This is a genomic window from Lysinibacillus sp. 2017 (assembly GCF_003073375.1).
Lineage (GTDB): Bacteria > Bacillota > Bacilli > Bacillales_A > Planococcaceae > Solibacillus.
The window spans coordinates 3,042,160-3,068,150 of the sequence record NZ_CP029002.1; the positions used below are offsets into that span (position 1 = coordinate 3,042,160).

20 protein-coding genes and 1 other RNA gene are annotated in these 25,991 nt (G+C 33.0%); 4 read left to right on the plus strand and 17 right to left on the minus strand.

Annotated elements, in window-relative coordinates; all coding sequences use genetic code 11:
- Positions 1–15: 15 nt before the first annotated feature.
- From pglZ to DCE79_RS14935, 8 genes are all read right to left on the minus strand, one after another.
- Positions 16–2,574, minus strand: coding sequence for a BREX-1 system phosphatase PglZ type A (gene pglZ, locus DCE79_RS14900; protein WP_108713784.1), 2,559 nt, complete (start codon positions 2,572–2,574; stop codon positions 16–18).
- A 96-nt stretch (positions 2,575–2,670) separates the two neighbouring features.
- Positions 2,671–3,507, minus strand: a complete 837-nt coding sequence (locus tag DCE79_RS14905; RefSeq protein ID WP_108713785.1) for an abortive infection family protein — start codon at positions 3,505–3,507, stop codon at positions 2,671–2,673.
- 126 nt (positions 3,508–3,633) lie between these two features.
- Complete coding sequence (locus DCE79_RS14910) at positions 3,634–4,428, minus strand: DUF2971 domain-containing protein (RefSeq protein ID WP_135841908.1); 795 nt, start codon at positions 4,426–4,428, stop codon at positions 3,634–3,636.
- A gap of 51 nt (positions 4,429–4,479) precedes the next feature.
- The gene (gene pglX / locus DCE79_RS14915) at positions 4,480–7,956 is read right to left on the minus strand and encodes a BREX-1 system adenine-specific DNA-methyltransferase PglX (protein ID WP_108713787.1); all 3,477 of its coding nucleotides are present in this window, start codon (positions 7,954–7,956) and stop codon (positions 4,480–4,482) included.
- Positions 7,957–7,969: 13 nt separating this feature from the next.
- Positions 7,970–11,545, minus strand: coding sequence for a BREX system P-loop protein BrxC (gene brxC, locus DCE79_RS14920; protein ID WP_108713788.1), 3,576 nt, complete (start codon positions 11,543–11,545; stop codon positions 7,970–7,972).
- Positions 11,546–11,563: 18 nt separating this feature from the next.
- Positions 11,564–12,130: a DUF1788 domain-containing protein gene (locus DCE79_RS14925; protein ID WP_108713789.1), complete on the minus strand. Its 567-nt coding sequence runs from the start codon at positions 12,128–12,130 to the stop codon at positions 11,564–11,566.
- Complete coding sequence (locus tag DCE79_RS14930) at positions 12,123–12,737, minus strand: DUF1819 family protein (RefSeq protein WP_108713790.1); 615 nt, start codon at positions 12,735–12,737, stop codon at positions 12,123–12,125. The genes DCE79_RS14925 and DCE79_RS14930 overlap by 8 nt, the downstream gene beginning before the upstream one ends.
- Positions 12,738–12,765: 28 nt before the next feature.
- A complete protein-coding gene (locus DCE79_RS14935) occupies positions 12,766–13,014 on the minus strand; it encodes a TIGR04540 family protein (RefSeq protein ID WP_234417278.1) in 249 nt (82 codons plus the stop codon).
- Positions 13,015–15,950: 2,936 nt separating this feature from the next.
- Here DCE79_RS14935 and DCE79_RS14940 point away from each other — a divergent pair.
- Positions 15,951–16,337: a helix-turn-helix domain-containing protein gene (locus tag DCE79_RS14940; protein ID WP_108713792.1), complete on the plus strand. Its 387-nt coding sequence runs from the start codon at positions 15,951–15,953 to the stop codon at positions 16,335–16,337.
- A gap of 27 nt (positions 16,338–16,364) precedes the next feature.
- Positions 16,365–17,534 (plus strand): tyrosine-type recombinase/integrase, encoded by a 1,170-nt coding sequence (locus tag DCE79_RS14945; protein WP_108713793.1) that lies wholly within the window; start codon positions 16,365–16,367, stop codon positions 17,532–17,534.
- A gap of 290 nt (positions 17,535–17,824) precedes the next feature.
- On the opposite strand, the gene DCE79_RS14950 is transcribed toward DCE79_RS14945, so the two are convergent.
- The 5 genes from DCE79_RS14950 to DCE79_RS18870 form a co-directional block, all read right to left on the minus strand.
- Positions 17,825–18,391 (minus strand): recombinase family protein, encoded by a 567-nt coding sequence (locus DCE79_RS14950; RefSeq protein ID WP_108714510.1) that lies wholly within the window; start codon positions 18,389–18,391, stop codon positions 17,825–17,827.
- A gap of 301 nt (positions 18,392–18,692) precedes the next feature.
- Positions 18,693–19,826, minus strand: a complete 1,134-nt coding sequence (locus tag DCE79_RS14955; RefSeq protein ID WP_108713794.1) for a zinc-ribbon domain-containing protein — start codon at positions 19,824–19,826, stop codon at positions 18,693–18,695.
- An 819-nt stretch (positions 19,827–20,645) separates the two neighbouring features.
- Complete coding sequence (locus DCE79_RS14965) at positions 20,646–20,927, minus strand: hypothetical protein (RefSeq protein WP_108713796.1); 282 nt, start codon at positions 20,925–20,927, stop codon at positions 20,646–20,648.
- A 214-nt stretch (positions 20,928–21,141) separates the two neighbouring features.
- Positions 21,142–21,483: a hypothetical protein gene (locus tag DCE79_RS14970; RefSeq protein WP_108713797.1), complete on the minus strand. Its 342-nt coding sequence runs from the start codon at positions 21,481–21,483 to the stop codon at positions 21,142–21,144.
- A 174-nt stretch (positions 21,484–21,657) separates the two neighbouring features.
- Positions 21,658–21,780, minus strand: coding sequence for a hypothetical protein (locus DCE79_RS18870; RefSeq protein ID WP_016994791.1), 123 nt, complete (start codon positions 21,778–21,780; stop codon positions 21,658–21,660).
- A 228-nt stretch (positions 21,781–22,008) separates the two neighbouring features.
- Here DCE79_RS18870 and DCE79_RS14975 point away from each other — a divergent pair, with 228 nt between their 5' ends.
- A complete protein-coding gene (locus DCE79_RS14975) occupies positions 22,009–22,170 on the plus strand; it encodes a tyrosine-type recombinase/integrase (protein WP_108713798.1) in 162 nt (53 codons plus the stop codon).
- A gap of 355 nt (positions 22,171–22,525) precedes the next feature.
- Here DCE79_RS14975 and DCE79_RS14980 read toward each other — a convergent pair whose 3' ends face one another.
- Both DCE79_RS14980 and DCE79_RS14985 read right to left on the minus strand, forming a co-directional pair.
- The gene (locus DCE79_RS14980) at positions 22,526–22,723 is read right to left on the minus strand and encodes an ATPase (protein ID WP_108713799.1); all 198 of its coding nucleotides are present in this window, start codon (positions 22,721–22,723) and stop codon (positions 22,526–22,528) included.
- 160 nt (positions 22,724–22,883) lie between these two features.
- Entirely contained in the window at positions 22,884–23,303 is a 420-nt protein-coding gene (locus DCE79_RS14985; protein WP_108713800.1) for a nucleoside 2-deoxyribosyltransferase, read from the minus strand.
- A 389-nt stretch (positions 23,304–23,692) separates the two neighbouring features.
- Here DCE79_RS14985 and DCE79_RS14990 point away from each other — a divergent pair, with 389 nt between their 5' ends.
- Positions 23,693–24,829: a site-specific integrase gene (locus tag DCE79_RS14990; protein WP_199912280.1), complete on the plus strand. Its 1,137-nt coding sequence runs from the start codon at positions 23,693–23,695 to the stop codon at positions 24,827–24,829.
- A gap of 132 nt (positions 24,830–24,961) precedes the next feature.
- On the opposite strand, the gene ssrA is transcribed toward DCE79_RS14990, so the two are convergent.
- Positions 24,962–25,318, minus strand: a transfer-messenger RNA (tmRNA) gene (gene ssrA, locus DCE79_RS14995).
- Between the two features lie 168 nt (positions 25,319–25,486).
- Positions 25,487–25,852, minus strand: a complete 366-nt coding sequence (locus DCE79_RS15000; RefSeq protein WP_108713801.1) for a helix-turn-helix domain-containing protein — start codon at positions 25,850–25,852, stop codon at positions 25,487–25,489.
- Positions 25,853–25,991 lie beyond the last annotated feature (139 nt).

A 25,991-nucleotide genomic window follows, 5' to 3' on the forward strand; every position in this document is an offset into this window, starting at 1 on the left:
GTTCACACCTCTTTACTAAAAGTCAAAATCACTTACAATGCCTAAGTTAATTGAAAACGGTATTTTCTCGATTACGACACCCGTTTCTACATCTTTTATATTCAAATAATAGGTTTTAGCACGGTCATACGTAATGCTTTTTAATGCAAATTGCAATTTAAATGTACGTTCTTCAGGCTTATCAGATGTACGATCCCCGATTAATGTTTCTTCATTGGATAATACGTTTCCTTCATCATCCGTCATATAAATTAAAACAGTGCGAGGAATCAGTTTGTCTTCTACTTTTTCAGTTTGGAAAAACTCTAAGTTAAAGATACTGTTTGTAATTTTACGTGTCGTATTCGTTAACTTAATATCCACTTTTTGAATCACTTGTACACCTTTTTGACCAGCACGTTTATTTTTAAATGTTAGTAAGGGAACAACCACTTCCTGTAAGCTCGCTCCACCATGTACAAAATTCACCCCTGCACCTTGCAAGCGATTACGAATCGTTCCATTTGGTAAATAAACGGTTAATGCTTCTTCATTTTGAACAATAGCAGATAAATCCACTGCAATTTGTCCATCTAATTCACGCTGCTCTTTCGACAAAATGTGACGGCGTTTTACTTCGATTACATCCATCTTTTCCTTCGCCAATTTATCACTTTCAGGTAGTTCTTCACGTTGATACAAGAAACCATGATCCGCTGTAATATAAACATTTGAACCACTTAAATCATCACGTATAACCTTTATTAAGGCAGATAATTGATTTAACGCTTTTTCAACTGCATTAAACGTATAAATTTCCGTTGAGGCTTTGTCACCCATTGCATCAATTGTGTCATGGTAGAAGTAAATGAGCTTCTTCCCTTTAAAGGCTTCTCTACGTCCTGCCTTATTCATATCTAACACATCTTGAAAATGCACTGCAATACTATCTTCTACATACGATTCAAGTATTCTTTTACGATTTTCTAAACCAGATGAGTCCTTACCATCAATCGTCACACGACCAGCAGCATCAAAATCAAGCTTATTGTGCGGAAGCAATGCAGCCATACCTAATTTTGTTACAGAAGGTACTACAGAGAGTAGTGTACTTACATCGCAATCACCTATTGTTTCTGCATTCAGTCTTTCTGCTAATTCTACGCCGACTTCATAACGCATCGCATCTGAAATAATAACAAACACTCGCTCGCCTTTACGGATATGCGGAGCAATAATTGACGAATAAAAGCTTTGTTGACTTCTCACGCCTGGCAATGACCAATCCTCTGTCATCTCAGCTTTCACAGCCTGTGACCAATTCGTACTTAGCTCTGCCACAAACCAATTCGTATAAAGATTTTCTACTAGTGATTTCAATTTTTTGAGCAATTCATTATTACTGTCCTCATCAAATGCAACATAAAATTTACGGTAATACATATCCATAACGTAATACTCTTTTACATACGCCTCATGTATCGCAATTGGTTCACCCTGCATAAGCCCCTGCTTATGCTCCTTGTAAAACTCATGCATTTTTACGGTATAATACAATGCCTCATAAACAAATGTGAATTGCTCATAATAATGCTTCGCTCTACGCAGCTTAATTAGCTTTGTATAATTTTCAAAGTCCTCTAAATTCTCTAACAAGCTATTCGCAATTTTAATAATGATTGCCTTATCAAAATAGGGGAAAATATCTGCTTGCTTGAATTCTTCAACAGGAATCGATTGAATGATACTTGCTAATTTCACTTCTTGCTCAATTCCAGCTGCGTACTCATCAAATACAGCGTAATCCGTTTTATGGTGTCGCCAATGGTCGATGAATACTAATGAATTCGTACGATTACGAACCGCTATAAAATCCTTTAATCCACCTAAATATTCCTCTTTCATTGCATGACTAAGAGCCGTAACCGTCAAATGAATAAATAATGTTTTCAAGGTCTTTACTTCACGCTCATAGCCATAAAGCTCCTCTACATGTTTCCAAAAAGCTGCTAAATCAAAGAATTTCTCCATCTGTGCGATGTATTTATTTCCAGTATTTTCTAGCGTATCCATTAACACCGTTTTTAAGACCGATTCAAAGTCTGGTGTTTTAATACCACAAAGAACGCTCATAATCGCAAGCTCAATCGATTCTTCTGTATAGTTCGCCAAACCAAAAGCCTGAAACTTCTTGAAGCGGTCTTTATTGTTGAAGAACTTTTCATATTTCTTAATAATCATTCGCAACGATGGGTCAATATATAAGTCACTAATAATTAATGAAATACGATCCGCAAAAAACGTTTTCGAATAAAGCACAATATCGTACAACCAATTTTCTTCCGAATTCAATTCCAAATTCGTATAAATCAAATAATGCGATTGCGTGTCCTTTTCCTCTAATAAATGCTTCAAATAAAATTGATTGTTATTCGTTAATTTCTGTATGTGTACACCATCTATTGTCATTTGATCAATTTCATCAATAAATTCTTGATCCTTATCTACCCAGAATATAATTTTACGCTGCTCGCCACTTTTCAACGGCTCACTAAATGCATCCTGTAATGCAGATTCTATTTGTTCAATATTCAAATGAATCACCTCATCTTATATTATAGCCGAAAACTCAAAAAAGCCTCTTCTAATTTTAGAGGCTTGTAAGGAATCAAGTATATAGAATATGTTTTTTTAAAACGGAAGCTCCATGTCCAAATTATCTAGTTGAAAAATTTCATTCGATTTTTCATGCTGAATTTTCAACTCAATTTTATCTAAAAATGTGAGTACATTTGCCATCGCTCTAACGACAAAATCCGCTTCTATATCATTTAATATTGGATTATCATGTGCATAGCTTTTCTCATTTCTAATTTCGTTATAACTATCAAATAGTGCAATATTACTTTGAATTGCAATTAACGCAAATTTAGACGAAATTATGCCACTATTTTCATATTGCTTTTTTAATTTCCCTGCTAATCCATGCAGTGCGATCTTCTTTCCATTCGGACCCTCAGTAGCAATACCATATTTTGCACATAAATCTCTCAAATATTTTACTGCAAACGTATGTAAGCGGTCTAAAACTAATGCAGGTTTATTTTTAGATAAAGAGCCTTGAATATCGTCTAATAAAGTTTTTAATGTATCCTCTAATCTTAAAGGAAGATTTATTGTGGCTGTATTTCCTTGAAGCCGTTTAATTACACCATTCAATTCTTGAATCAGAGATTGTTCTTTGTCCATAGGTTCAACCTCTTTAGCTATATGTTGATCAATATAATAATCTAACAAGTCTTCCATTAGTTTACCAACAATACTGTCTTGTTCATTTTGCCAGATTTGCCTCAACTTATTTGCTTTTGAACAATATTCTGTATAACCTGGACCTCCGTAAATATCTATATTTATAGCCTCCATAACAAAACGAGCAAATGAATTATTACTAAAATCCAGAACATAACCACTACCCATGCCTAATAAATCTTCAAATAATCTTATTTCCCTTAAAGTTAAATTTGCCATACTTCACCCTCATTTTTTGGAATATAAGAGAAGGATATACCAATACAGTATACCCTTCTGTTTACGTTTAGTTTAACCGATTGATTCTACATATCTGTATGATGCAATAACGCGTCACTAATTGTTTTAATGTAATTTTCGTGGCACTAACTTAAAATCCTCCGAATTTTCTTCAAATAGCATCTGATATACATTACAACCAAGAGATTTCCCTATTTTTAACAAACTTTCATATTGCAAAGGTTCTGTTTTATGTCCAATAAATATACTTTCAACTTCTAATCCTATTTCTTCTAAGGAAATCAATTGACCGTTATTTGAATTATAACTAAGATAAACTAATCTATATTCATTTTCATATTCCCAAAGTGAATGTTTACAACAAAGAGACAAATTGTATAGGGTTGAATATTTAAGCATCTTTTCTTCATCTTTATTATGAAACGCTGAAAGCAAATTAATTGCTACAGATGCAATCCCCACTCGTTTAGGTTCATAAAATACGGGCGTTATAAGCTCTGGCTTTGTCACTCTATAACTTACGCAGTATCCCTTGTGATTATTAGCATAATGTGCCCACATAGGCATGTTATTCTCTGTTTCTCCAGAAAAACAAGTAGTTAGTGAGAACTTTTTAATGCCTTCTAAAAAGTCATCCAACATTTCCACTGGCCAATCATGTTTTTCAATTTTCTCCTTATCTAAATACAACATTTTATATTCAAATGGATCATTCAACATATCATATTTCGATACCCAAATTTGCCCTTCCAACAAAGAATTGATTCTCTTCAAATTTTCTTCTTCATATTTATTTCTATACTCATCAAATAAAGGAAAATATTTGTATAATCTATTAGGAATAGCTGCATTTTTTAATTCATTCGCCGCATCGAATTTATCCTCGTAAATTAACTGCATAAATTTATTTTTATCAAACGAGTTCCTCAAAATATCACACCTTTTTCAACACTATTTAATAGGAGCTACTAACCCTTTAAACAGCTCATAATTATGCTTCACACCTTCATCTAAATCAATCTCAATTTGCTGATCTGCCATATGATGCAATAACTCATCATATTTTTTCAATTCATCAATTTTCTTTTCTAGCGATTTTAATTCTTTCTTTGCAGCTGCAATTTCTTTAACAGTTGAATCACCATTAATGATATTCAATAAATCCGTTCTCTCTGCATCCATTCGATTTTGTACCTCATGTACATAGTCGGTACGGATACGAGATAAGGTTGTTTTATCATAGCGATGCATGTAAATTAAACAGTTAAACGCTTTTTCTTTGCCTGATGTGAAGAGCCAATAGATAGGGCGTTTTTTGTAAGTTTGGATATGGTCTTTGTAGAAATCATTTAAGAAATAACGACGAATCGTTTCTTGTGCCGTTTCATTTTTCTTTCGTCCAAGAGCATCCGCTACAAAGTTAAGGTTTTCTTCAATTATCTCTATATTATATACAACCCGAATAAAATCAATAAACTTTGACACAATATCATCTTTAAAATGAGCTCCCGATAAGACTGGAATAATATTATCTTCATCCACCATATCCGCTTTATATCGAGTCACATCAAAATTCCCACCAGCATAAATCAACCCTTCTTCTTTAAGCGAATAACGCCCTAAAAAACAACCAACTGCGTAAGAAATAAAGCTTTTAATATCCTTTTCTAAATTGGCTTTGCTAATTGTTACATCTCTTTCTGCCACATTTGGTGAAAGTTCATCCTGTAGCTCATAAAGTTCAATAAGTAATTTATTCAACAATTCTTCATTTTCTTTTAATTGATGAAATCTATTTTCACAGTCATTTTCCCACTTTTCATATGCTAATTGTATCGATTCACTATTCAATAAAGAATGCTTTTTAAAATCCCATGAATTTTCAAAAGCATCCCAATCTTTTTTGGAGATTCTTAAATTTTCAGTAACAATTTTCTTTATTATTTCTTTATTATATCGGTCAATTTCAATTAACGGTATTCTCTCTATGTCCCCTGCAGTATAATTTAAAGTAGGACTCAATTGATTTAAAAAGGGAAAAACTAATTTAGAATTTAATATTGCAAGAAGAATTTCTATATCCATTTCTTTGTAAAAAAGTGACATACTAGCTGTATTATTAATATATCCATAATCTGAATACCTACAAGAAAAATCACCTGATGTAACACTACTCCAACTAATAGAAGGTTTAAAATAAAGCATGGGAGACCTATGACCTTTAGCATTTTCTATCTCTTCATAACTACTCTTATCCATTGCTACTATCTCAGTATCATTTCCGTACCATTTTCTGTATCCCCCCCCTTTTTTCGTAGGGAACCATTTTTTCTTACTTTCAAATGCTGATTCTAATGATTTTAAATTAAATCCAATAGAATTTACACTAGTCTCATACCAAAAACGAATAAATTTATTATTATCTCCCGTAAACATACCTTTTTTCACATATGAAACTTTTCCGATATTACTGTTATCCGCAAAAATATCAAAAATATTGTTTGTAAACCAATATGCTATCGGACTACCTATAATTTTACCGAAGCTCTTCGGGTTAGGATAGCTTCGGTTTGCTAAATTAAAAAACTCCGTTTCCTTTTGATAACGTTTGCTATAGCAGTAGTCTACTAATCTAACGGCTATCATTTTGTTTCTAGGAGCCGATTTTTTATTAATCCATGAAACAATGGGATTATGTCCTACTTTCCCATCAAACAACTCTGTACCAAAATCAACAAGAGAAGTAAATGCAACATTTTTTAATAGTTCAGATCTAAATTTTTCAAAGCTTTTCAAGAACATCCAAGAAGTTGTAGTAATAAAAGATATATAACCATCTGTTTGTAAATAGCTTTTAAGTGATTTCTCAAACATAACGATAGATAAATCAGACTTAGTTTCTGGATAATACTCTTTCACATAATTATCCAATAAAGGACTCATTCTTGAACTACCTAAATAAGGTGGATTCGTGATAACTATTTCGTATTTTTGTGACATAATTTTTGCTTGCTTAATTAACTTTGGTAACAAAACTTGCATGTCACTAATTTTTTGATAATTAAAGATATCATAATTATCACTAGTCCCTAATTGTGTTATAAATGTTGCTAGTTCATCATAATTATCATATTCAAGGTTCAAAATAGAACCATATTCTTTAGCATTTTCAAATACCTTTACTAGATAATTAACTTTATCTAACTGTTTTTCATCTATAATTCGTGAAAAATCTTCGTTTACCAGCACATTACTATCAACAATTGTACATAAATTTAACTCTATATTTTCTCTAAAAATGCGTCTATTATATTTTCTAGCTTTCATCATAACTGCAAAGCAAGCTATTTGATAAGCTCTATCATCTATTTCTAGTCCAAATAGATTATTTTTCAAAATTAAACTTGCTGCTTCTCTTGGAACGTACCCTTTTGATTCATATATTTTCATTAAAACATCGAACGCATATACAAGAATATGGCCACTTCCCATACAAGGATCTATAACTTTTATATGTTCGAGATTTATAGAGGCACTAGCTAAATCTCCAACTAAATCGAAATTTGATTCTGTTTCATGTTGCTGAAGATAATATTGAAATCCTTCTTGCAATATAGGGTCTGGGTTTTTCTCTAACCAATACCTTCCTAAAGAATTTTCTACCATATATTTAACTGCCCATTCTGGAGTAAATAGTTGCGTTGCAGCAGGTAATAACTCTTTCGGTACTCGCTTTTTTGACATTTCACCATCATATACAATTTCATTTAATTCGGTATTGTAAAATTGATACAACCAACCAACTATTTCAACCTTTGTCCAATCTTCTTCTGGAATAGCACATACATCTGTCATTTTTCGTACAAATGTATCTGTTCCTAGAAGACCTTCAGGAAATAATACTTCCGTATACCCTTCAATCGTCTCAAACATAAACGGCATATAGCGATTCAGATCATTGCAATGTATTTTGATTAGATATTTGAAAAGCTCATCCATTTCGTTTTCAATTTTCAAGTTATACACAAGCTCTTTATCAATCGGTAAATCCAAATTCAATGCTTCTTTAAACATATCTGGCTCTGTACTATCTGGATTCACTGAAGAAAGTACACGTACCTTTGTTGGTAAGTAATCATTCACTTCCATATAACGCAGTGCGATGAAGCGGTTAAACCATGTATAAGCAGCCTCTTCCATGACGCGGTCATAGCCAATTTCGTTAATACGTGCAATTAATTTATTACGTTGTTTACGTTCAACATCTAAAAGCTGTTTGCTATCAATATAGATGGCATCCGAGCTTTCTAATGATGCTTGTTGAATCGCATCAGGCGTAATTCCTAGCTTTCGTGCTTGTAGCTGAATTTTTTCAAGTAGTTCGAGGCGTGCTTCTGTTGCAAAGCTCTTTAAAGCCGATTTATTCATTGCTCAACATCCTTTACTCAATAAACTCAATTTGTTTATTTGATTTGATAATTTGCTTTAATTTTGCAGAAAGCGTTGAAATATATTGATCCACATCCTGTTCCGTCGCAAGTGTTTTCATTGGAACTAATTTCGTCACTTTTACAGATTCTTTTTGAACAACTGGTTCTTCTACTGGTGGGACATTTGATTCTCCACCGATTATAGGCTGCTGCTCTGCTTTACGCTTTGCTTCCTGTGCTATATCTTGATTGATGATGCGGCTCATTCTGTCCTTCAAGCTAGCACTTTGAGAAATCGTTGCATCCACCTTATAAATGTCTGCAAATGCTGCAATATCAGCTAATAGCTTAATAAAATAAGCTTCAACCTTTTGCTTTGTTTCAGTAGATACGCCATATTGTCGGGATAATAGTGATACCTCATCGTAATCTAGTTGCACTTTTTCTTTTGCAAAGGCGATTTTTTCTGCTAATACTTTATTAAATATGATATTTAGAGCATTTGTTAGCTCTGGAATTTCTTTAATTTTCGTATATGGAATCGGATCATTCAATATCACCTGTAGCTGCTGCATTGGCTGCTCAATTTCTTCACCAAATAGGTACGATTTATTTTCCTCGTATTTTTTAAATGCCGCTAAGCCTTTTTCAAATAATTCTTTTTGATTCGTTTCAAAGAAGCTCTTTACATAAGCAATGTCCTCTTCCCAATCTAACAAGTTATCCTCTAGCTCTTTTAGCTTTTCAAAGAAGGAAACGCTATCTAATTTGGCATCAAACTGCTGGAAATACTCTAGCCCTTTATTTAATAGGCTCATCCCTGGATATTTACGTCCTTCATAACGAGCCTTGTAGCCTTTAATTTCACTGATTTGCGTATCTATTAAGCCCTGAATGTCTTTTAGTAAGCCATCCTCATCATCTGCTAAGTTCGTTGTATTAAACACGTCCTTACAAATACTTTTAGCAGTTCGAATTAATGCTTCATCTACTTTAGTACGTTTGACAACAATCGCTTTTTCTGACTCTGACGACTTGACTAAAGCTGTTATGATTTTATTTGTATCTTTTGCTGGCTCAATATATTCAGAATTGTAGCGAATACGGATGCGTTGCTCTATTAGCAACTCAGCAATAAGTGCAGCGATATCTAACAGCTTCCATCCATACGTTTTACCTTGATAACGTTCATATATTTTCTTTACTGTAATCTGTTTTTTAAGCTGCTCTTGCAAATCAACAAATTCAAATACTTCACGCTTTGCTTCTTGATTAGGCTTTGCCACAACGGAATCATCCAAAGACAATTGACCGTTATCCGTATTTAACAAAGCAACTAAATCTTTTTCGCTATCTAAATGCTCTTGAATATAGCCTAATTTAATAAAGACGTTATCTACTAGTACTTTAAATGCAGCATTGATTTTTTCTTTTACAGAAGAGCCTTTAATTTCTACCTTTTCTCCGTAAATGTAGAACTCTGCATCCTTAATTGCCTCTGTTAGTAAATCTCTTACTCGGCGTTTACGGTCCTTTACTTCGACCTGCTTATTATTTAAAATGTTTTGAATGTTTTCTGGTTGCTGTAACGGATTTTTCTTTTTACGATAGTCCTCAATTTTTAAGGCTTCTTCCATTTCTTCTACATAAGAATCATTTGCACCTAACTTAATAAGCATTTCTCCACTGCCAGATGTAAGCAGCATTAGCTCCTGCTGTGATTTTTGATAATCATCCGATAATGGAGAAATAATTTGCACGCCAATTATCGCCGTTTGGTTGCCATAATTTTTTTCATCCATCTTTTGATTGAATGAGAAGGAATAGTGTTTCGAATAATTGAAACGTTTTTCATCATAAAGGTCGAGGAATATCGTATTTGCTAACTCACGTTTTAATACATCCTCATCGATAGTCACTTGCTTAATTTCACGGTTAATATCTTGCTCATCATCTGTTAAGAACACATAGTAGTCACCGTTTTTCTGAATTAATGTTTCGGTAATCAGTTTACGAAGTGATGATTTAATTTTTTCTTTTAACTTTAACTTGTCTTCGTCGATGTTTGTTACCATCAATGTTGCGATATTATCAATCGTAGCTGGCAGCTCTTTCACGTACTTAATCATGAATAGGACTTTTAATAAATCGATATTAAATTCATCATCTTTTAACGCTGGATTTTCTTTTGACCCTTCGATTACACGTGAAATCGCTGGGTTTAAAAATTCTTTAATCGTGTCATAAAATGCATAAAACGGAATTAAAGTACCTTCTTCTGCTTCTTTGTAATAAAGTGCAGCTTCCTTAAAGGCGGATAGCATTGAACGTTCACCTTCAGATAAATGCTTACCTGATGAGCCATGCTTACGTACTTGCTCGAATACGTTTTGAAGTAGTTTAAATTGATACGGAATAAATGGATACACTTCCGCATATTCTTGTTCGTTATCATAGCCTCTTAAATCAGCTGTGCTTTCACGGAAGCTAATTAGATTTTTTAATATTGCACTTTTCTCTGGATAAATGGCCTTTAATTTATCTGTTACATGCGGAAACTTCTCTAAAATACGTTTTTTAATTACTTCATCGACTGAAATCGAAGATAAGGACAAACGAGTATCAAAACGTCCTTGAATACGTGAGAAGTCATCACCTTTTACTTTAATGATCGAATCAATGCTTTCCTGAGAAGTAACCATAACCCATACTTTTCCTTCAGCATAGGTACCTAAATCTTCTGTTAGCGTTTGCAAATTAAGCATTAAATTACGGTTGTCGCCAATATATTGACCAATTTCATCTACTAAAAATACTAAATGGAAATTTGGACCCTTTGAATCTATATATTCCTTCACATCCTTAGCAAATGTTTGAATATCCATTTTAAAATCATCTACTTTTTCTTCAATCCATTTGCGTGCAGACGCTTCTGAAAGGTTAATCACTTTTCCTAAAGCTTCAATAACAAAGTCTTGATCAAAATAGAACGTGCTGCGGCGTTCTTCCCAGCTTTCGCCTACAAGCAATTGGAACTCCTGCTTGAATGCTTCAAATTGTCCTTGTCTATCAAGATATTTCTCCATTTCAGCAACACCTGGAATATCTCCGTAATAACCACGATGCTCATAAAACACTTTCATAAACACACGTAAAATCGCATCTTCTTTTGATTTGTTATCTAAAGAACTTTTTGAATCAATATTGAATAAAACAACTTCTGTTTCAATATCTGCTGCTTTTTTCATGTTGGCATACACAAGAGGATCTTTAATCTTTTCTGCAAATAAATTTACAGGGTATTCATTTTCTACCATACGATTTTCTAATAGATACGCTAAAATCTTTAAGAAATGTGATTTACCTGAACCAAAGAACCCACTAATCCAAACACCCATCTTATCTGTTTCCCCAACAATTCCTCGTTGGTAGTTATCATAAAACTTCGAAAAATGCTTATGTAATTCTTGTGTCACTACATACTCATCTAACTCGTTAAAAATATCCTTATCATTCGTTTGTGCTACTTTAATAACACCACGGATATCACGCTCAATACTCTTTAAAAACATGTCCTTTAAAATCATCTATATAGCCTCCCTGTGCTAATCAATTAATCGAAATGCTCGGTAATAGTTGTCATCTTTAAATTTGCTAAATAGCTGTAAGGATTGCCCATCATATTGACCTGGGAAAAACATAACAACTGGTGTTTTATCTAAAATTTCTTGTAGGTTGTTCAAAATGTTATGAGAACGAACGAACGGATACACCTTCCCTACACCTGTAAGGAAAATCACATTATGTTCGTCTAATTTTTCTTTGATCTTATTTAGGAAGATTTCAGGCTTCGCAAAGGTCGTCATTGCTTTAAACAGCATTTCCTTGCCTTGCTTTTCTTCCATTTGAAAAATACGTTTATCTATCTTTTTATCTTTTGCTATTTCAAGAAGTGTTTTATATAAATCGACCTCTAAAATTTGGCGTGTTGAGCCATCATAGTCGAACTCTTTTTTGATGTGCTGTATATAATCTCTCATTTCAAGCTCATAAACAGGTTCGTAATCAAATACATAGAAGCTAATTTCGTTGCCTAGACCTCTACCTTCAATAAACTTGTCTTCCTTTAGCTTTGGAATAATTTTGTCCAGTCGCTCATTAAAATTAACCATGATAGCCCCCTGCTTCTCCCATTGCTTGTACATACTTAGCATCACCAAGATGATTCAGATGAATTTTTATACGCTCATCGATATACAAACGGTTTAACTCATTGGATTTTAAATCTTTTAGTAGACCTGCATTTAACAAGATTTTTTTGAACACCTGTTTAAGTTTCGCTACTGTTGTACCCGACCAACCAGCCATAAATTCACTTTGCTCCATCTTTGCCGCAAAAAATACATTCACATCGACCTTATCAAGGAAATAATCATTGTTGTTTAACTTTTCAGCTACGACTTCCTGCATGAATTCATAAAAAAGACGATCAAATTTCATGATGGCATAAAGGTTGATCACTTTCCCCACCTCATACGGTTCATCAATCAATAATTGCAGTAGTAATTCGTCTAGTAAGTCCACTCGCTTTAAAATATACGGCATTGCTCTTTTAACACTTGATAGCTTTTCATATTGAAAAATGTTTTCCTCTAAAACTTTATATCCAATTTCTTTATCCGAATAACCTTGTTGCTTTAATATTGCTACTTGCTTCACCTCGTAAAGCATAAATCCAGCACCTGTTAAGACAGAAGAATATTCTATATCCATTGTCATTCATTCCTCACTCTCTTACAAGACTATTTCACTTATCAATTTCCACAATTTTCTTAATTAATGAAAGTCTTCTTTTTCCACATTGCTGCTGAACAATTTTTGTAAAAACCCCATCCTTCATTAGCTTGTCAGAGTTATTTAAATACATACTATGTACATCTGAAATAAGTTCTTCTTCAGTTACCGCCTCTTGCCAATAAGCATCTACTAATTCATTTATAGCCTTTGCTAAATCACGTTGTGTACGATAAAAACGTTTTACAACCAACTGAAACACCTCAATTACATTATTAGTACAATATCTATATCTTATTCTTACTTTATTCTCATTAAAGGGTTACTTCAAGTACAAAACGAAAATATATTACCATAAGTTTAGAACATCTCAATTATTATGTTCATTACATGCATTGAATCAGCAAGCTATGAAATTACAAAACATTAACTTCTACAAAATACAAGCAAGTGTATGGTTTAATTATTTTTGCAGATCCACCAACTTAACTCCACTAAAATTGGCAAGCAATCATTGCTACTTTTCTGTTTTAACTTCAGGCATGGCAGCAAGTTCAGTAATTCAATATTTCCCTACGTGTAAGCGATTGGTTAGGGGGATATTGCCGAAGTAATTATGCCCTTCAACCCTTGGTAATAAAGAATTTCTGATAAAAAAGTTTAAAATTTTTTTCAAATTTTTTTCGGGATTTTTTTATCTTTTTTTTCGAATTTTAGGCTCTAATTAGGCTGAAATCTTTGGAAGAATCAAATAATAGTTTTTTTAGTCGAACCCTTCCATCGATATTACACCCATTTTTAATGGAATAATTATTCGATAGTTTTTCTAGTCAATTCCTTCCAACAATAATTCATCTATTTTTATAAATGTAGGTTGAATATTCAAGAAACCTCTATGGTTCTTTGATATAAGTTGTATAAATGTTATATAACTTATATTGTTTTTGGCATAAGTTATATAAGTGTTATATAACTTTTTTGCCTTATTTTGCTCTGTATGAGCTTTTTTATTGGAAGAATCTAATTGTAGTTTTTTCGGTCATTCTCTTCCTATTGAATTTTCTTCAGACTTATATAACAGTTGTATATAAGTTATATAAGTGTTGTATAAATGTTATATAACTTTTGCCTTTTTCATTGGAAGAATCCAATTATAGTTTTTTCAATCATTCTCATCCTTTTAAATTCCCTTAAACTTATATAACAGTTATTTATAAGTTATATAAGTGTTGTATAAATGTTATATAACTTTTGCCTTTTTCATTGGAAGAATCTAATTGTAGTTTTTCCGGTCATTTTCTTCCTCTTAATTTCCCTTTAAACTTATATAACAGTTGTATATAAGTTATATAAATGTTGTATAACTTATGTCCTTTCCCATATAAATGTGGCATTAATATCCGAGAAACACCCTATGTTTTTTCGATATAAGCTGTATAAATGTTATACAACTATTTGGCAGCATAAAATCAAAACACTGTTAGTTAAAATGAAAAAGGCATTTACATCTCAAATGTAGCTGCTGACCTAAATACTCTTATAGCCCCCTTTCTGATTGGGATTGTGTCTAAAGTGTGTCCAAAATGTGACAACTCTGTACAACAAATTCCTATATGTGTGCACGCACTTGTTTTCCTCTTCGAACTAGAGGCAGGTTTTGGTTTACATACGTCCGTGCGTAAACCTACCTGTTATCGCATTACTACAAGCGAGCTTTACGGATTACTCTCGCTCCGAGCACACTTATGCCATTTCATTTACTAACACGCATCATGGAATATCAAAACACTTTTAATTAAAAAGAAAAGGCATTTAAACCTCAAATGTAGCTGCTGATCTGAATACTCTTATAGCCCCTATTTGTTTAATATTATGGGCTTATAATTTAATTGGCTCTATGTATCGGCTAGTACTTTATAATTGTGTCCAGAATGTGACAACTCTGTACAACAAATTCCTATATGTGTGTATACACTCGTTTTCTCTTCGAACTAGGGGCAGGTATCACTGTACATACGTCCGTGCGTAAACCTACCTGTTATCGTACTACTACAAGCGTGCTTTAAGGATTACTCTCGCTCCGAGCACGCTTATGCCATTTCGTTTAATGGCACGTATCATGGAAAACCCAAACACTATCAATTAAAAAGAAAAAGGCATTTAAATCTCAAATGTATCTGCTGATTTGAATTCTTTTATATTCCCTGTTTGTTTGAATTTATTGGCTTAGAATTTAATTGGCTTTACGGCAAGAATGCCTCAACTGCGTCTAATAATGTGACAACTGTCTACAACAAATCCCTATATATGTGCACGTACTCGCTTCCTCCTTCGAACTAGAAGCAGGTATTGGCTTACATTCGTGCGTAAGTAAACCTGCTTGTTGTCGAATCACTACAAGCGATCTTTACAGATTACATTCGCTCCAAGCCCGCTAATACCATTTCGTTTATTAGCACGTATCACGGTATAAAAAACACTGTTAATTAAAAGAAATTGGTATTTAGACCTCAATAGATGCAAGTCTTTCCCTAAGATTTAAGAATTACTTTCATCACTTCAAATCATTTAGAGTCGATTTTCTTATACTTAATATGATATTTTGTGTCGGTTCCACCCTTAAATACAAAATGAACATCTCCCTGCAATCCTTCTCCTCAAATCTAAAAATAGAATGCTGATGAATAGCTGTTTCTATGTATCCGACACTTTTTTATGAATATTCATTTCTGCAAATTTGTAGCATGGGGTATTAATACTTCAGCTAGCTTCACATCTCATAACCATTAATTCGATGTGTCCAACACTTTTTTGAGAATATTCATTTCTGCAAGTGTATAGCTTAGAGTATTAATACTTCAGCTGGCTTCACATCTTATAACCGACAATCAGATGTGTTCGACACTTTTTTATGAATATTCGTTTCTGCAAATTTGTAGCATGGGGTATTAACACTTCAGCTAGCTTCACATCTCATAACCATTAATTTGATGTATCCGACACCTTTTTATGAATATTCATTTCTGCAAATTTGTAGCATGGGGTATTAATACTTCAGCTAGCTTCACATCTCATAACCATTAATTCGATGTGTCCGACACTTTTTTATGAATATTCATTTCTGCAAGTGTATAGCATGGGGTATCAATTCTTTATTGACTTAATAACAATTACTAACTATTACGGAGGAACAAACAAATGGAACTAACTATTGAAAAATCAATCGAAGAAAAAATTGAAAGCTTAATTACACAAAACTTTGAAAAAATCCTTGAAAAAAACATTGAATCAATCCTTGATACAAAGCTTGATTCTTACCTTGGAAAAAAGCTTGGATTTTCTCCTGATAAAAACCTTGAAAAAATCTTTGAGAAAAAACTTGGTGAAACAATTGGACAGCCTAATGAGCATGCAGCTAAAGAATGGCTGAACGTTCAGGAAACTTGCGATTATATCGGAATTTCCTATAAAAGTTTACAAAAGCTTATTGATCAAGGACTTAAAGGTAATTCAATTGGTCGCAGCAAGCGATTCTCCAAAACGGAAATCACTCACTTTTTAAAAAATGTACAGCATAAAAAATAATGGATAACACAAAAGGAGATCATTCTAATGACAACAATGGACAAAGCAGTTAAAGAATATATGAAAAGAGGCGTTCCTCATTATATGGTGAAAATGTATGGGGGTATCGATCCTTATACGAAAAAGCAAATCGACATTACAAAGCGTGGTTTTAAAACAAAAACTGAAGCAAAAGCTTTTTATGCTCAAAAACAAGCGGAAATGCTACAACGAAATGATACTGATAATCCAAACCTAACATTTGAGCAATTCTATCATTCTTACTATGAAGAATACCTTCAAAATTGTTCCCTCGAAAAAAGTACTTTAGGGAAAATTAAAGGGATTTTCAAAAACCACATCCTACCTTTTTACGGAGATTTAAAGCTTAAAAATATTTCTTACCAAGATACTTTGCGGTCTTTTGAAGTATGGAAAGAAAAATTACAAAAACCGTCAAAGGTAGCAATCGAACTAAATAAATGCTTAGAACAAGCTAAATATAACGATTACATTCCGAAAAATCCCCTTAAACTTGATGGTTTACGATCATGGGAAAAAAAAGAAGAAAGAAAGAGAGACAATGCACAAGGTGATAAATTGTTCTATACATCAGATGAAATAGATTTATTTATTCAAAAGCTAAAAACAACAGATGATATTTCAAAAATTGCAAGTTTCCTCTTGCTTGTAAATTTAGGCTTACGCAAAGGAGAGCTTCTTGCACTGCAATGGCAAGATATTGATTTTCAAAATAAAAAAATCCATATTCATCAAGCCATTGGTACAGATGAATTTAATAAGCCTTATATTAAAGCTACGAAGAACTTTTTAGAAAGAACACTTGATATTGATGAGGAAACTTTCCAAGCACTATTAAAATGGCAGGAGCTCCAAGCAGAGCAATTAAAGTGGCAAAGTCTTGAGCATCAAGGCGATAAGCAGTTTATCTTCCCAAACAATAAAAATACTTTTTATAATAACACCAAGTTAAATACCTGGTTAAAAAAGTTCCAAACTCAACACGGACTAAAGCTTGTTTCAGTTCATGGATTACGTCACAGTTGTGCTACTCGCATCTATTATCAAACGAAAGATATAAAGTTCATTCAACATTTCTTAGGTCACACAGACATGACAACAACGGTAGATACGTATATTCATTGCATTCCCGAAATAGGCAGTATATTAGTAAAGTCATTTAATCGAGCTGCATAAATGAAAGTTAATTGAATCTCAATTCGTGCCAAAGTACATTCGTATTTTGGCACTTTTTCTTTCTCTATCTTTAAACAGATTTTCACAATAAGTAAAGAAATACTTAAAACTAATCCCTTTTTTTATACATTAATTATAAAAAAGCTTGGCAGAAACCTTATTAGATAAGGCTTTACCAGGCTTTTTAGATTGTTATTAATTATCTTCACTCACTTATTACTGGTGGTTTAGAAGTGATGTCATGCAGTACGTTCTCAAATCATTAATACAAGTTCCCTCCTAATTTACCTTTAAATATTTTTAATAATTTTATAAACTGTTGCCCTTCCAATCCCATACTCTTTTGCAATATCTGTAGCACTTTCTCCTGCTTCAAACAAAGCTCGTACATGCTTCTTTACTTTATCATCAATTGCTGGTCTGCCTCCAATACGCCCACGTTTTCTAGCACTTTCTAATCCAGCTTTTGTCCTTTGCTGAATAATGTCCCTTTCAAATTCAGCAAATACAGCTAACATACCAAACATTGCTTTACCTGTTGGAGTAGTTGTATCAAATGCATCATTAATTGAAACAAACTCTACGCCCTTCTCATTTAATTCACCTGTTAATGTAAATAACTCTTTCGTACTTCTAGCTAAACGGTCTAATTTATACACAACAAACAAATCTCCATTAGTTGCGGCTTTCATCGCATGTTCAAGTTCTTGTCTTTCTACTTTACGACTAGAAATCTTTTCTACATACATGATTAGTTCTAATCCATTTTCTTTAGCATACTTTTCAATCGCTTGCTCCTGCATATCTAAATTTTGATCTTCCGTACTAACACGACAATATCCTATTACTCGTCCTATTTTCGACACCACTTTCTACAAACTTATACGTTTTATATACATCTAATAATAGACGAGTTTATAGACAAATACAATAAAAAAATGAAGCCTAAACGTTAATTCAAGCTCCGTCTTCAAATCGTCTACTAAACGATGGTTTTATAGATGATTTTACAGTCTATTTTTTCCAACATGTTCGAAACTTATTTTTCGCATTTATTTTGTTGGAAATATTCTTAGAAGATAATAACAAATAGGGATAAAATATATATTTAACAACTCTTATAGCCCTATTCAGCTACAAAACATCCGCTATTTCAACCTAATTATTTATTAATGGTAGGTACTTTTTTATTAAAATTAAAAGTTCGGTATCCGAGTAAGATTTTATATTTAACTGCATCCGATTATTAATTAATGTAATTAATTGTTGGATAGCAGGTATTAGAAATTTAAAGCTATCCCTATGTTTTCCACAAATAATTAGTTCTTGATTTTCGTGATATTGTAATTCAGGTAATCCTTTTTCGCGTATTCTTATAAATAATGACATGCCTATAGTTTTATGGTGTTTATTTAACAAGTCATTTTTAGTTTGGTCTCTTTCTACTTGTTCTCTTTTTTTGTGATAATTACCATCAAATTCAATGCCTATAAGTAAGGACCTTTCTAATAAATCTATTTCTATACGACGTCCACTTTTCCACTTTATATCAAGATATTTCTTAGCAAAATCACCAATAATTTCATTTAATATTAATCTTAATAATTTTTCACTTTTTGAAGAATTATGAGAAGAATTATGGATTGGACATCCTTGGTTATGTGCAGTTCTGTGTCGTACTTCTTTTAAATAATAATCCACACAACGGCTGCACCAAAACGGATATTTTGTTGTAGAGCCAGGTAATATCAATGCAGGATTGAACATAGGATGTAACTCTTTAGCGTAAACTGGATACTTAATTTTGAGATTGTTTTCTAATGTTGCTTGTTTACCGTTACACTGTGGGCACGCAATACGACCATACGTAAAATCAGCACACCTTTGTTTTTGTTCTTCGTATATTCCCCAATGATGTTCCTCACATTTTACATAAATGTACTCATTAGAAGTTGCAGCTTTAGTAGAAGGGATGTAACCCATTGCACTATTTCTTTCCTTGTGCCAATATTTATCGATATGTTCAGGGTTAGCTTTTGTTTGAACACTTACTTCTATATTTGTACCTTTGCAAAATTGACAGACAACCCCACCCCTTACTATAGTTTGATAAACTTTCTCTGGTGATTTTACTGTAAATAGACAATTAGGATTATTGAAATCACATGTCCAGAATGCATTGTATTTATCCTTTACTGTAACAGTATTAAAACTTCTCCCAGCAACTTTTTTGTTTTTTTCAGCCGCCCATAATGATAACATTTTCCCTTTTGTTCCTAAATCATTACTCAATTTTAACCACTCCTTATTTTTCTATAAGGGCATTATGTTAAAGAAATTTAAATTTTATACAAAAAGTTTTATTATGCTCATTTTTTTATAAAAAAATACATTTTCAGTCAATTATTTTTTACACTTTTTTTAATTAACTATGTTAATTGAATTTCGTACTTGAAATTTGGGCCATATCACAACCGAAATACTAGACCATTCTTGTAGATAAGATTATCGAGACAGCAAGTTTATTGGTAGGCTTTATACAGATCCTTTGCGGGCATAATTCACGTTTAAAAGGCATAGTAAAATGTTACTTAACATACATTTTACTGGGGATAAATCACACTTACTTGAGAACATCAAAATTAATAATTCAATTCAAATCGTATAGAGAAAATCGAAAATCATGCTATAATTTGGTGTGAATTGATAATAAATTAGACTGTTTAGTGGTGGTACACCAAGCAATCTTAGCAATAAGCAGAATCGATTCAAAGGCGATTAGCGAGTAAAAAGTAAAAAATAAACCACTACTCAGCTTTGCGGGCGAGGGCGGTTTATTTTTTTTAGTAAAAGCAAATAACATTGCAATTACAGTTACGATAAGAATTGAAAAACATATAGCTATCATCATTGCTTCGCCCTTACCAACAGCTATACACCTCACGATTCTACAATACTAATGTCCTAACGAGTAATACACATGTAAAATGAAGGGGGAAAGTATTTAATCATAAAAAAAGCTTACCGACCTTATATGATCAATAAGCATGAGATGAATTCAGATGGATATGTTTGTTTATAAAGTAAATTCTCGATTTAACCGAGAGCCATTTAGTCAACGACCTCAAATTGCATCGTTTCAAAATTTAGCTCCATTGGAATGTAATGCGATACGATAATCATTAATGGAAATGCCAGCGTCACCGTATAAGCATATACGTGCATGAATTGTAGCGGATCAACCTGTGCATATATTACCATCACCCAATGAGCAAGCACATACGGAACATAGAAAACGATAAAAAAGTAGGCTAGGCATCTGGCGGTTTGTTGCATACTCGAATAAAAGTCTGATGCAATATATAATAACATGTCACTTGTTTCTTCTTTCATAATATAATCCTCTTCATAATATCTAATATTTCCTCTATAATATTATAAAATGATGTACTGCGACATTCTCTAATACACCATAAGACAAGTTTTTAATTGTTTAGAAAGTAACTTTATACTATTGCTTAAACAGCAGCATACACCTCTACTATTTACTCATGAAGTAAATCCACCCTACCCATTTTGAGCAAAAAAAGAGATGCAAAATATGCATCTACTCTATTTTTCGCCAATCAATAATCTCAATCATTGCATTTGAAAGCTGATTGTACAAGATTAACCAATTTCCAACGATATTTAGTTGAATCAATATTTCACCGTTAATATTTTCTCGAAATACAAGAACAATCATAGAGAGTACTTTATTTTCGTAACAATCTAATACGCCAGCTTTCACCATGTAATCATTAAAGTGGCATTCTACATATTGTTTTTCATCTAGCTGAGCGTCTAGTAGCGTTCGTATCGTCTGAGCAACATGCTTGTACAGGTTATGTGTATTGAATTCGTCTTGTAATGCTACTGCTAAATCGTGCTTAATTTGCTGTGCTTGCAAAAGAATCGCTCCTTTCATAGTGTGTATTATTCCACACGCTTTGAATTGCGATATTCAATCGGTAGGTAAATAAACTAGATAGTCGAATATTTTAAACATCCTCTATAGGACAAACAGGAAAAGCGGTTTTTTAATCTCTTTTATTTTACCTAATTTCGAAGCTTACTAATTTAGCTATTTTCGTTCAAGCAGAGCAATTGCCTTATCAATTTTCTTAATCGTTTTGTCAAATCCATGATTAGTTACTTTGGTGTGAGGCTGTGTAGATTTTCTTTTTGTTGTACGTTTTAAGCCCACGTTTGCCCCTCCTGTATAGCTTTTCATTAAAATTCTTCTTTAAGACAAGTTTGGATTAATTTTAACATATTTAGATTACTATTAAGTTGCATAATCAATTCATTTTAATATTAAATAACGTTGCTTAAATAAGACATAGAGAACTTTTGATTCAGCAGCTAAGATCTTCACTAAGTCTTAGCCGCTTTTTATTTAATTTGATTACCAAACTATTGTTAGGGGACTTTTATGAAAATGTGGAGTAAATATTTTACTTGTGCTACTCGCATGTATTACCAAACAAAAGATATTAAATTTATCCAACACTTCTTAGGTCACACAGATATAACAACAACGATAGATACGTATAGTTATTGCATCCCTGAATTAGGCAATATATTAGTAAAGTGATTTAATCAAACTGTATAAATGATCGTTAACTAAATCTCAATTCATGCCAAAGTACATTTGATTGTATTTTGGCACTTGTTCTTTCTGGGATAGTGTCAGAAAAACGTGTATTTAGAACGTTAAGATTATGCGTTGTTTTATGCAACAACCTGAGCGACGTAGCATACCCCAAAACACCCTCAAACTGTTGCTGGAACTGAGTTTGTAGAAACGTGCATAAAATCACGTATAAACAATGTTCCATAGAAAAATCCGTAAACGTTGATGTAACAGCGTTTACGGATTTTTCTTATGCCCCCAAACTTTGATTTGGGAACGTTTATTAAGTTCCTATTGTATATTATATAAACCCTTTTTAATTAGTGGACTTCATCATTCGTCCACTAATAAGTATAACAATTAAGCCAATGATGATTGGTAGAAAAGCAATTTCGGTACTTGAATTTGTAACCTTAAAAATCAGAATATCTATATTGGCAATAAAGCCAATCAGATAGAGTACCGCCATTGTTGCAAACCCTAACACTACAGAAATCCAAACAGTTTTATTCATAATTTCACCCCTAATTTAATCTTTCTTCTTTACTCTATACGAAATATTACAATGATAGTTTCAAAATTATGGTATTAAATAAAATACCCACCTATCCAACTGAATAGAGGGCATTGGTTCCCTAAGTGTCATTTGGGAACGTTTTTTGTATAGAGATAAATTATTTATGCAGCATACGTGAATTTGATATATTTTGTTTGTCCAATAAAATGGTTTGTATTAAATCATTTATCGTACCTACAACAACTTTTACTTGTGGTAAATGATAAAAGGTACTTGTTGTATCAAAGTTATTTACTGCTTCATCCGAAGAATAAAGGTAAATGGGTTTTCCTTGTCCTAGAGCAATACCAAACTCAATATGACTTCCTTTACCTGCTGGTAATAAAACAATCATAAAATCAGCTTCCATCACTGCATCTTTTTCAAGGTTCCCTAATTTAGACAATTGCTCAAATGATGATGCTCGCTCATTCTTTGTCCAATCATATGTATGAATAAAGCCTTTACTTTTTAGTTCCTCTGAAACCTTTCTTACCGCTTGTTTATTACTAAAAGATGACGCAATATAAAATTTCATTTCGTTTAGTACTCCTTTTAATTAACTTTTATAGTGAAAATTTTATCATATTGCATTCCTTACTATATGTTCCCAAAGCGTTGTTTGGGAACATTCTTGAAATACTTATTGCACGAAAGCATAAATTTTACACGCACCTTTAACATTATGTCTCATTATAAATCCTTAAATTCCACAAATTATAATTATTAAATTCGACAATTATAACAATAAACCTCTTGTTCGAGTTTAAATGCTTTTTTATTTATTACCATTTCTGAAATTCTAAATGAAAACTGAGGACACTCATTAATTGGTAGAACATCTTTTATCAGCTATACTAACAATACAGTTAACATTAAAATTAACTGTATCCCTAGTTTCCCTGTATGGTTCTAGGAGGCATTTTAATGAAAGACCCTATTAAATCATATACAAAAAAAGATGGCAAGACCTACTACATGTTTAAGCTTTATTTAGGAATAGATAATCAAACAGGCAAACAAATTCATGTTACTAGACGCGGTTTTCTAACAAAAAAAGAGGCTAGTCTCACTTTAGCTCAATTAAGAGTCGAAGTTAGTAAAGGGGAATATAAGAAGCCTATAACTGAAACATACGAGGATCTATATAATGTCTGGATTCAACACTACGAAAGAACGGTCGAAGAAAGCACCTTTGTCAAAACAATAGGAATTTTCAAGAATCACATTCTACCTGCATTAGGTCATTACCGCATTGAGAAATTAAGTGTAGCAATCTGCCAAGGCTTTGTTGATGACTGTTCCTTGAAACTAAAAAGATTTCGAATGGTTAAAACTTACGCTTCTAAAGTAATTGATTTCGCTATTAAGCGTGAGTACATCAGTTCTAATCCATTCAAGCTAGTGGATCTTCCAAAAATCAAAACCTCTGCTGTATTAGATACCGAGATCAACTATTATTCAAAAGAGCAGCTAATTGAATTTCTTCAATGCTTAAAGCAATATGGTAACGCTCAAATAACCGCATTTTACTACCTGCTTGCTTTTTCAGGTATCCGTAAAGGGGAGGCTCTTGCATTAACCTGGGCAGATATAAATTTCGATACAAAGGAACTGCTCATTACAAAAGCTCTTTCAAGAGGTAAAAATAACAAGCTTTATATTAAATCAACGAAAACCAATACGATACGCCAGCTTTTAATCGATGATGAAACGTGCAGCATCTTATCTGAATGGAAAAAGATTCAGCAAGTTAAATTTCCAAATGCGAATGACCAAAGTCAATTAATGTTTACAAACGAACAAAATGACTTATTGCAACAAACAATTCCTAGAAAGTGGCTCATGAAAATCATCGACAATTACAGCTTGCCTTATACACATGTCCATTCATTTCGTCATGTCCATTGCTCTTTACTTTTCGAAGCGGGTGCAAGTGTCAAAGAAGTACAAGAACGATTAGGTCACACAGATGTGCAAACAACGCTCAACATATATACGCACCTATCAAAGCGTGCAAAAAACGACACAATTAATAAGTTTGTGACGTACTTAAACTCATAAATTTGACCCAAAAGTAGCCAGATTTTTAGCCAGTTTTCGATAAAAAGCCCAGAAAACTCAGTACAATAAAAATAGAAAAAACCCTTGATATACAAGGGTTTTGACCACTCTAGACAACTCTAGAAAATATAAAAATGGAGACGGCGGGATTCGAACCCGCGTCCAGAAGCTCCAATACGCCGGCTTCTACGCGTGTAGTCTACCTATTTGCAATTCGCGTAACATTATGCCGGTAAACAGGCGTCTTGTACGCTAACTTGGAAATCTCTTGTCGGTGACTCAAGTGGCACCACCGACCGTATCCCACTTAAGTTAGGCCCTGCGATTATCCACATGGGCGATGGATAGACAGAGCGCTTACGAGCTTACGCTGCGAAAGCTAAGTTTTGTTGTTTGCCAGTTATTATATAACTTCCGTTGATGACGAAGACGAGACCTCCGACGCGCGACCAGAGCTTGAACCACCCCTGTCGAATCCGTAACGTCCCCGAGTAGAATACCCGAGAAAAGTTTCGGTTGAGCAAAACAAGTTGCTCATAAACGTATACCGTATGAGTAGGTATACACTGGCTAGTAAATTAAATTATATGCCAAAAACGGTTGTTTCGCAAGTAAATAAGCTCAATTCAATATCTGCGAACGATTTCAACTCCACAATTACCCATTATCAGTAGGTGAAACGTGCACCTTAAACATTTGATTGCGGTAGCCACTTGGGGTTACACCCATTAATCGTTTAAATAGCTGTGTAAATTCAAAATAGCCATTGATCCCAACAGCTTTTGCCACTTCTTTTAAATCTAAAGTTGTTGTTTCTAATAGTTTTTCCGCTTCACTCATACGAGCCCTGTTCATATAGTTTTTTAACGACATACCTATTTGCTCTTTAAAAACACCTTTATAATTAGGGTAGTCTTCCGAAAAAACGCTGTCTACCTCAAGTAAGCATTTCTCACGATTTAAATTTTTTTTAATAATAAACATGACTTTATTCGCTAATTCGGCATTGTGTAATTCTCCCATTTATCGCAATCCCCTTCCACGCATTCCATTGTACCTCAATAAAACAGAAAATTCATTCATAAAACACGATTTTCTATCAAAAACACCCATTACTTATCAAAATAGCAAAAGCGCTTAAGCACCTTTTATTTCAAAAGTA

Bases quoted from the DNA above. Each gene is read 5' to 3' on its own strand.
- DCE79_RS14905 (WP_108713785.1), bottom strand. From the start codon at position 3,507: ATGGCAAATTTAACTTTAAGGGAAATAAGATTATTTGAAGATTTATTA.
- DCE79_RS14910 (WP_135841908.1), bottom strand. From the start codon at position 4,428: ATGCAGTTAATTTACGAGGATAAATTCGATGCGGCGAATGAATTAAAA.
- pglX (WP_108713787.1), bottom strand. From the start codon at position 7,956: ATGAATAAATCGGCTTTAAAGAGCTTTGCAACAGAAGCACGCCTCGAA.
- brxC (WP_108713788.1), bottom strand. From the start codon at position 11,545: ATGATTTTAAAGGACATGTTTTTAAAGAGTATTGAGCGTGATATCCGT.
- DCE79_RS14925 (WP_108713789.1), bottom strand. From the start codon at position 12,130: ATGGTTAATTTTAATGAGCGACTGGACAAAATTATTCCAAAGCTAAAG.
- DCE79_RS14930 (WP_108713790.1), bottom strand. From the start codon at position 12,737: ATGACAATGGATATAGAATATTCTTCTGTCTTAACAGGTGCTGGATTT.
- DCE79_RS14940 (WP_108713792.1), top strand. From the start codon at position 15,951: ATGGAACTAACTATTGAAAAATCAATCGAAGAAAAAATTGAAAGCTTA.
- DCE79_RS14945 (WP_108713793.1), top strand. From the start codon at position 16,365: ATGACAACAATGGACAAAGCAGTTAAAGAATATATGAAAAGAGGCGTT.
- DCE79_RS14965 (WP_108713796.1), bottom strand. From the start codon at position 20,927: ATGAAAGAAGAAACAAGTGACATGTTATTATATATTGCATCAGACTTT.
- DCE79_RS14975 (WP_108713798.1), top strand. From the start codon at position 22,009: ATGAAAATGTGGAGTAAATATTTTACTTGTGCTACTCGCATGTATTAC.
- DCE79_RS14980 (WP_108713799.1), bottom strand. From the start codon at position 22,723: ATGAATAAAACTGTTTGGATTTCTGTAGTGTTAGGGTTTGCAACAATG.
- DCE79_RS14985 (WP_108713800.1), bottom strand. From the start codon at position 23,303: ATGAAATTTTATATTGCGTCATCTTTTAGTAATAAACAAGCGGTAAGA.
- DCE79_RS14990 (WP_199912280.1), top strand. From the start codon at position 23,693: ATGAAAGACCCTATTAAATCATATACAAAAAAAGATGGCAAGACCTAC.
- DCE79_RS15000 (WP_108713801.1), bottom strand. From the start codon at position 25,852: ATGGGAGAATTACACAATGCCGAATTAGCGAATAAAGTCATGTTTATT.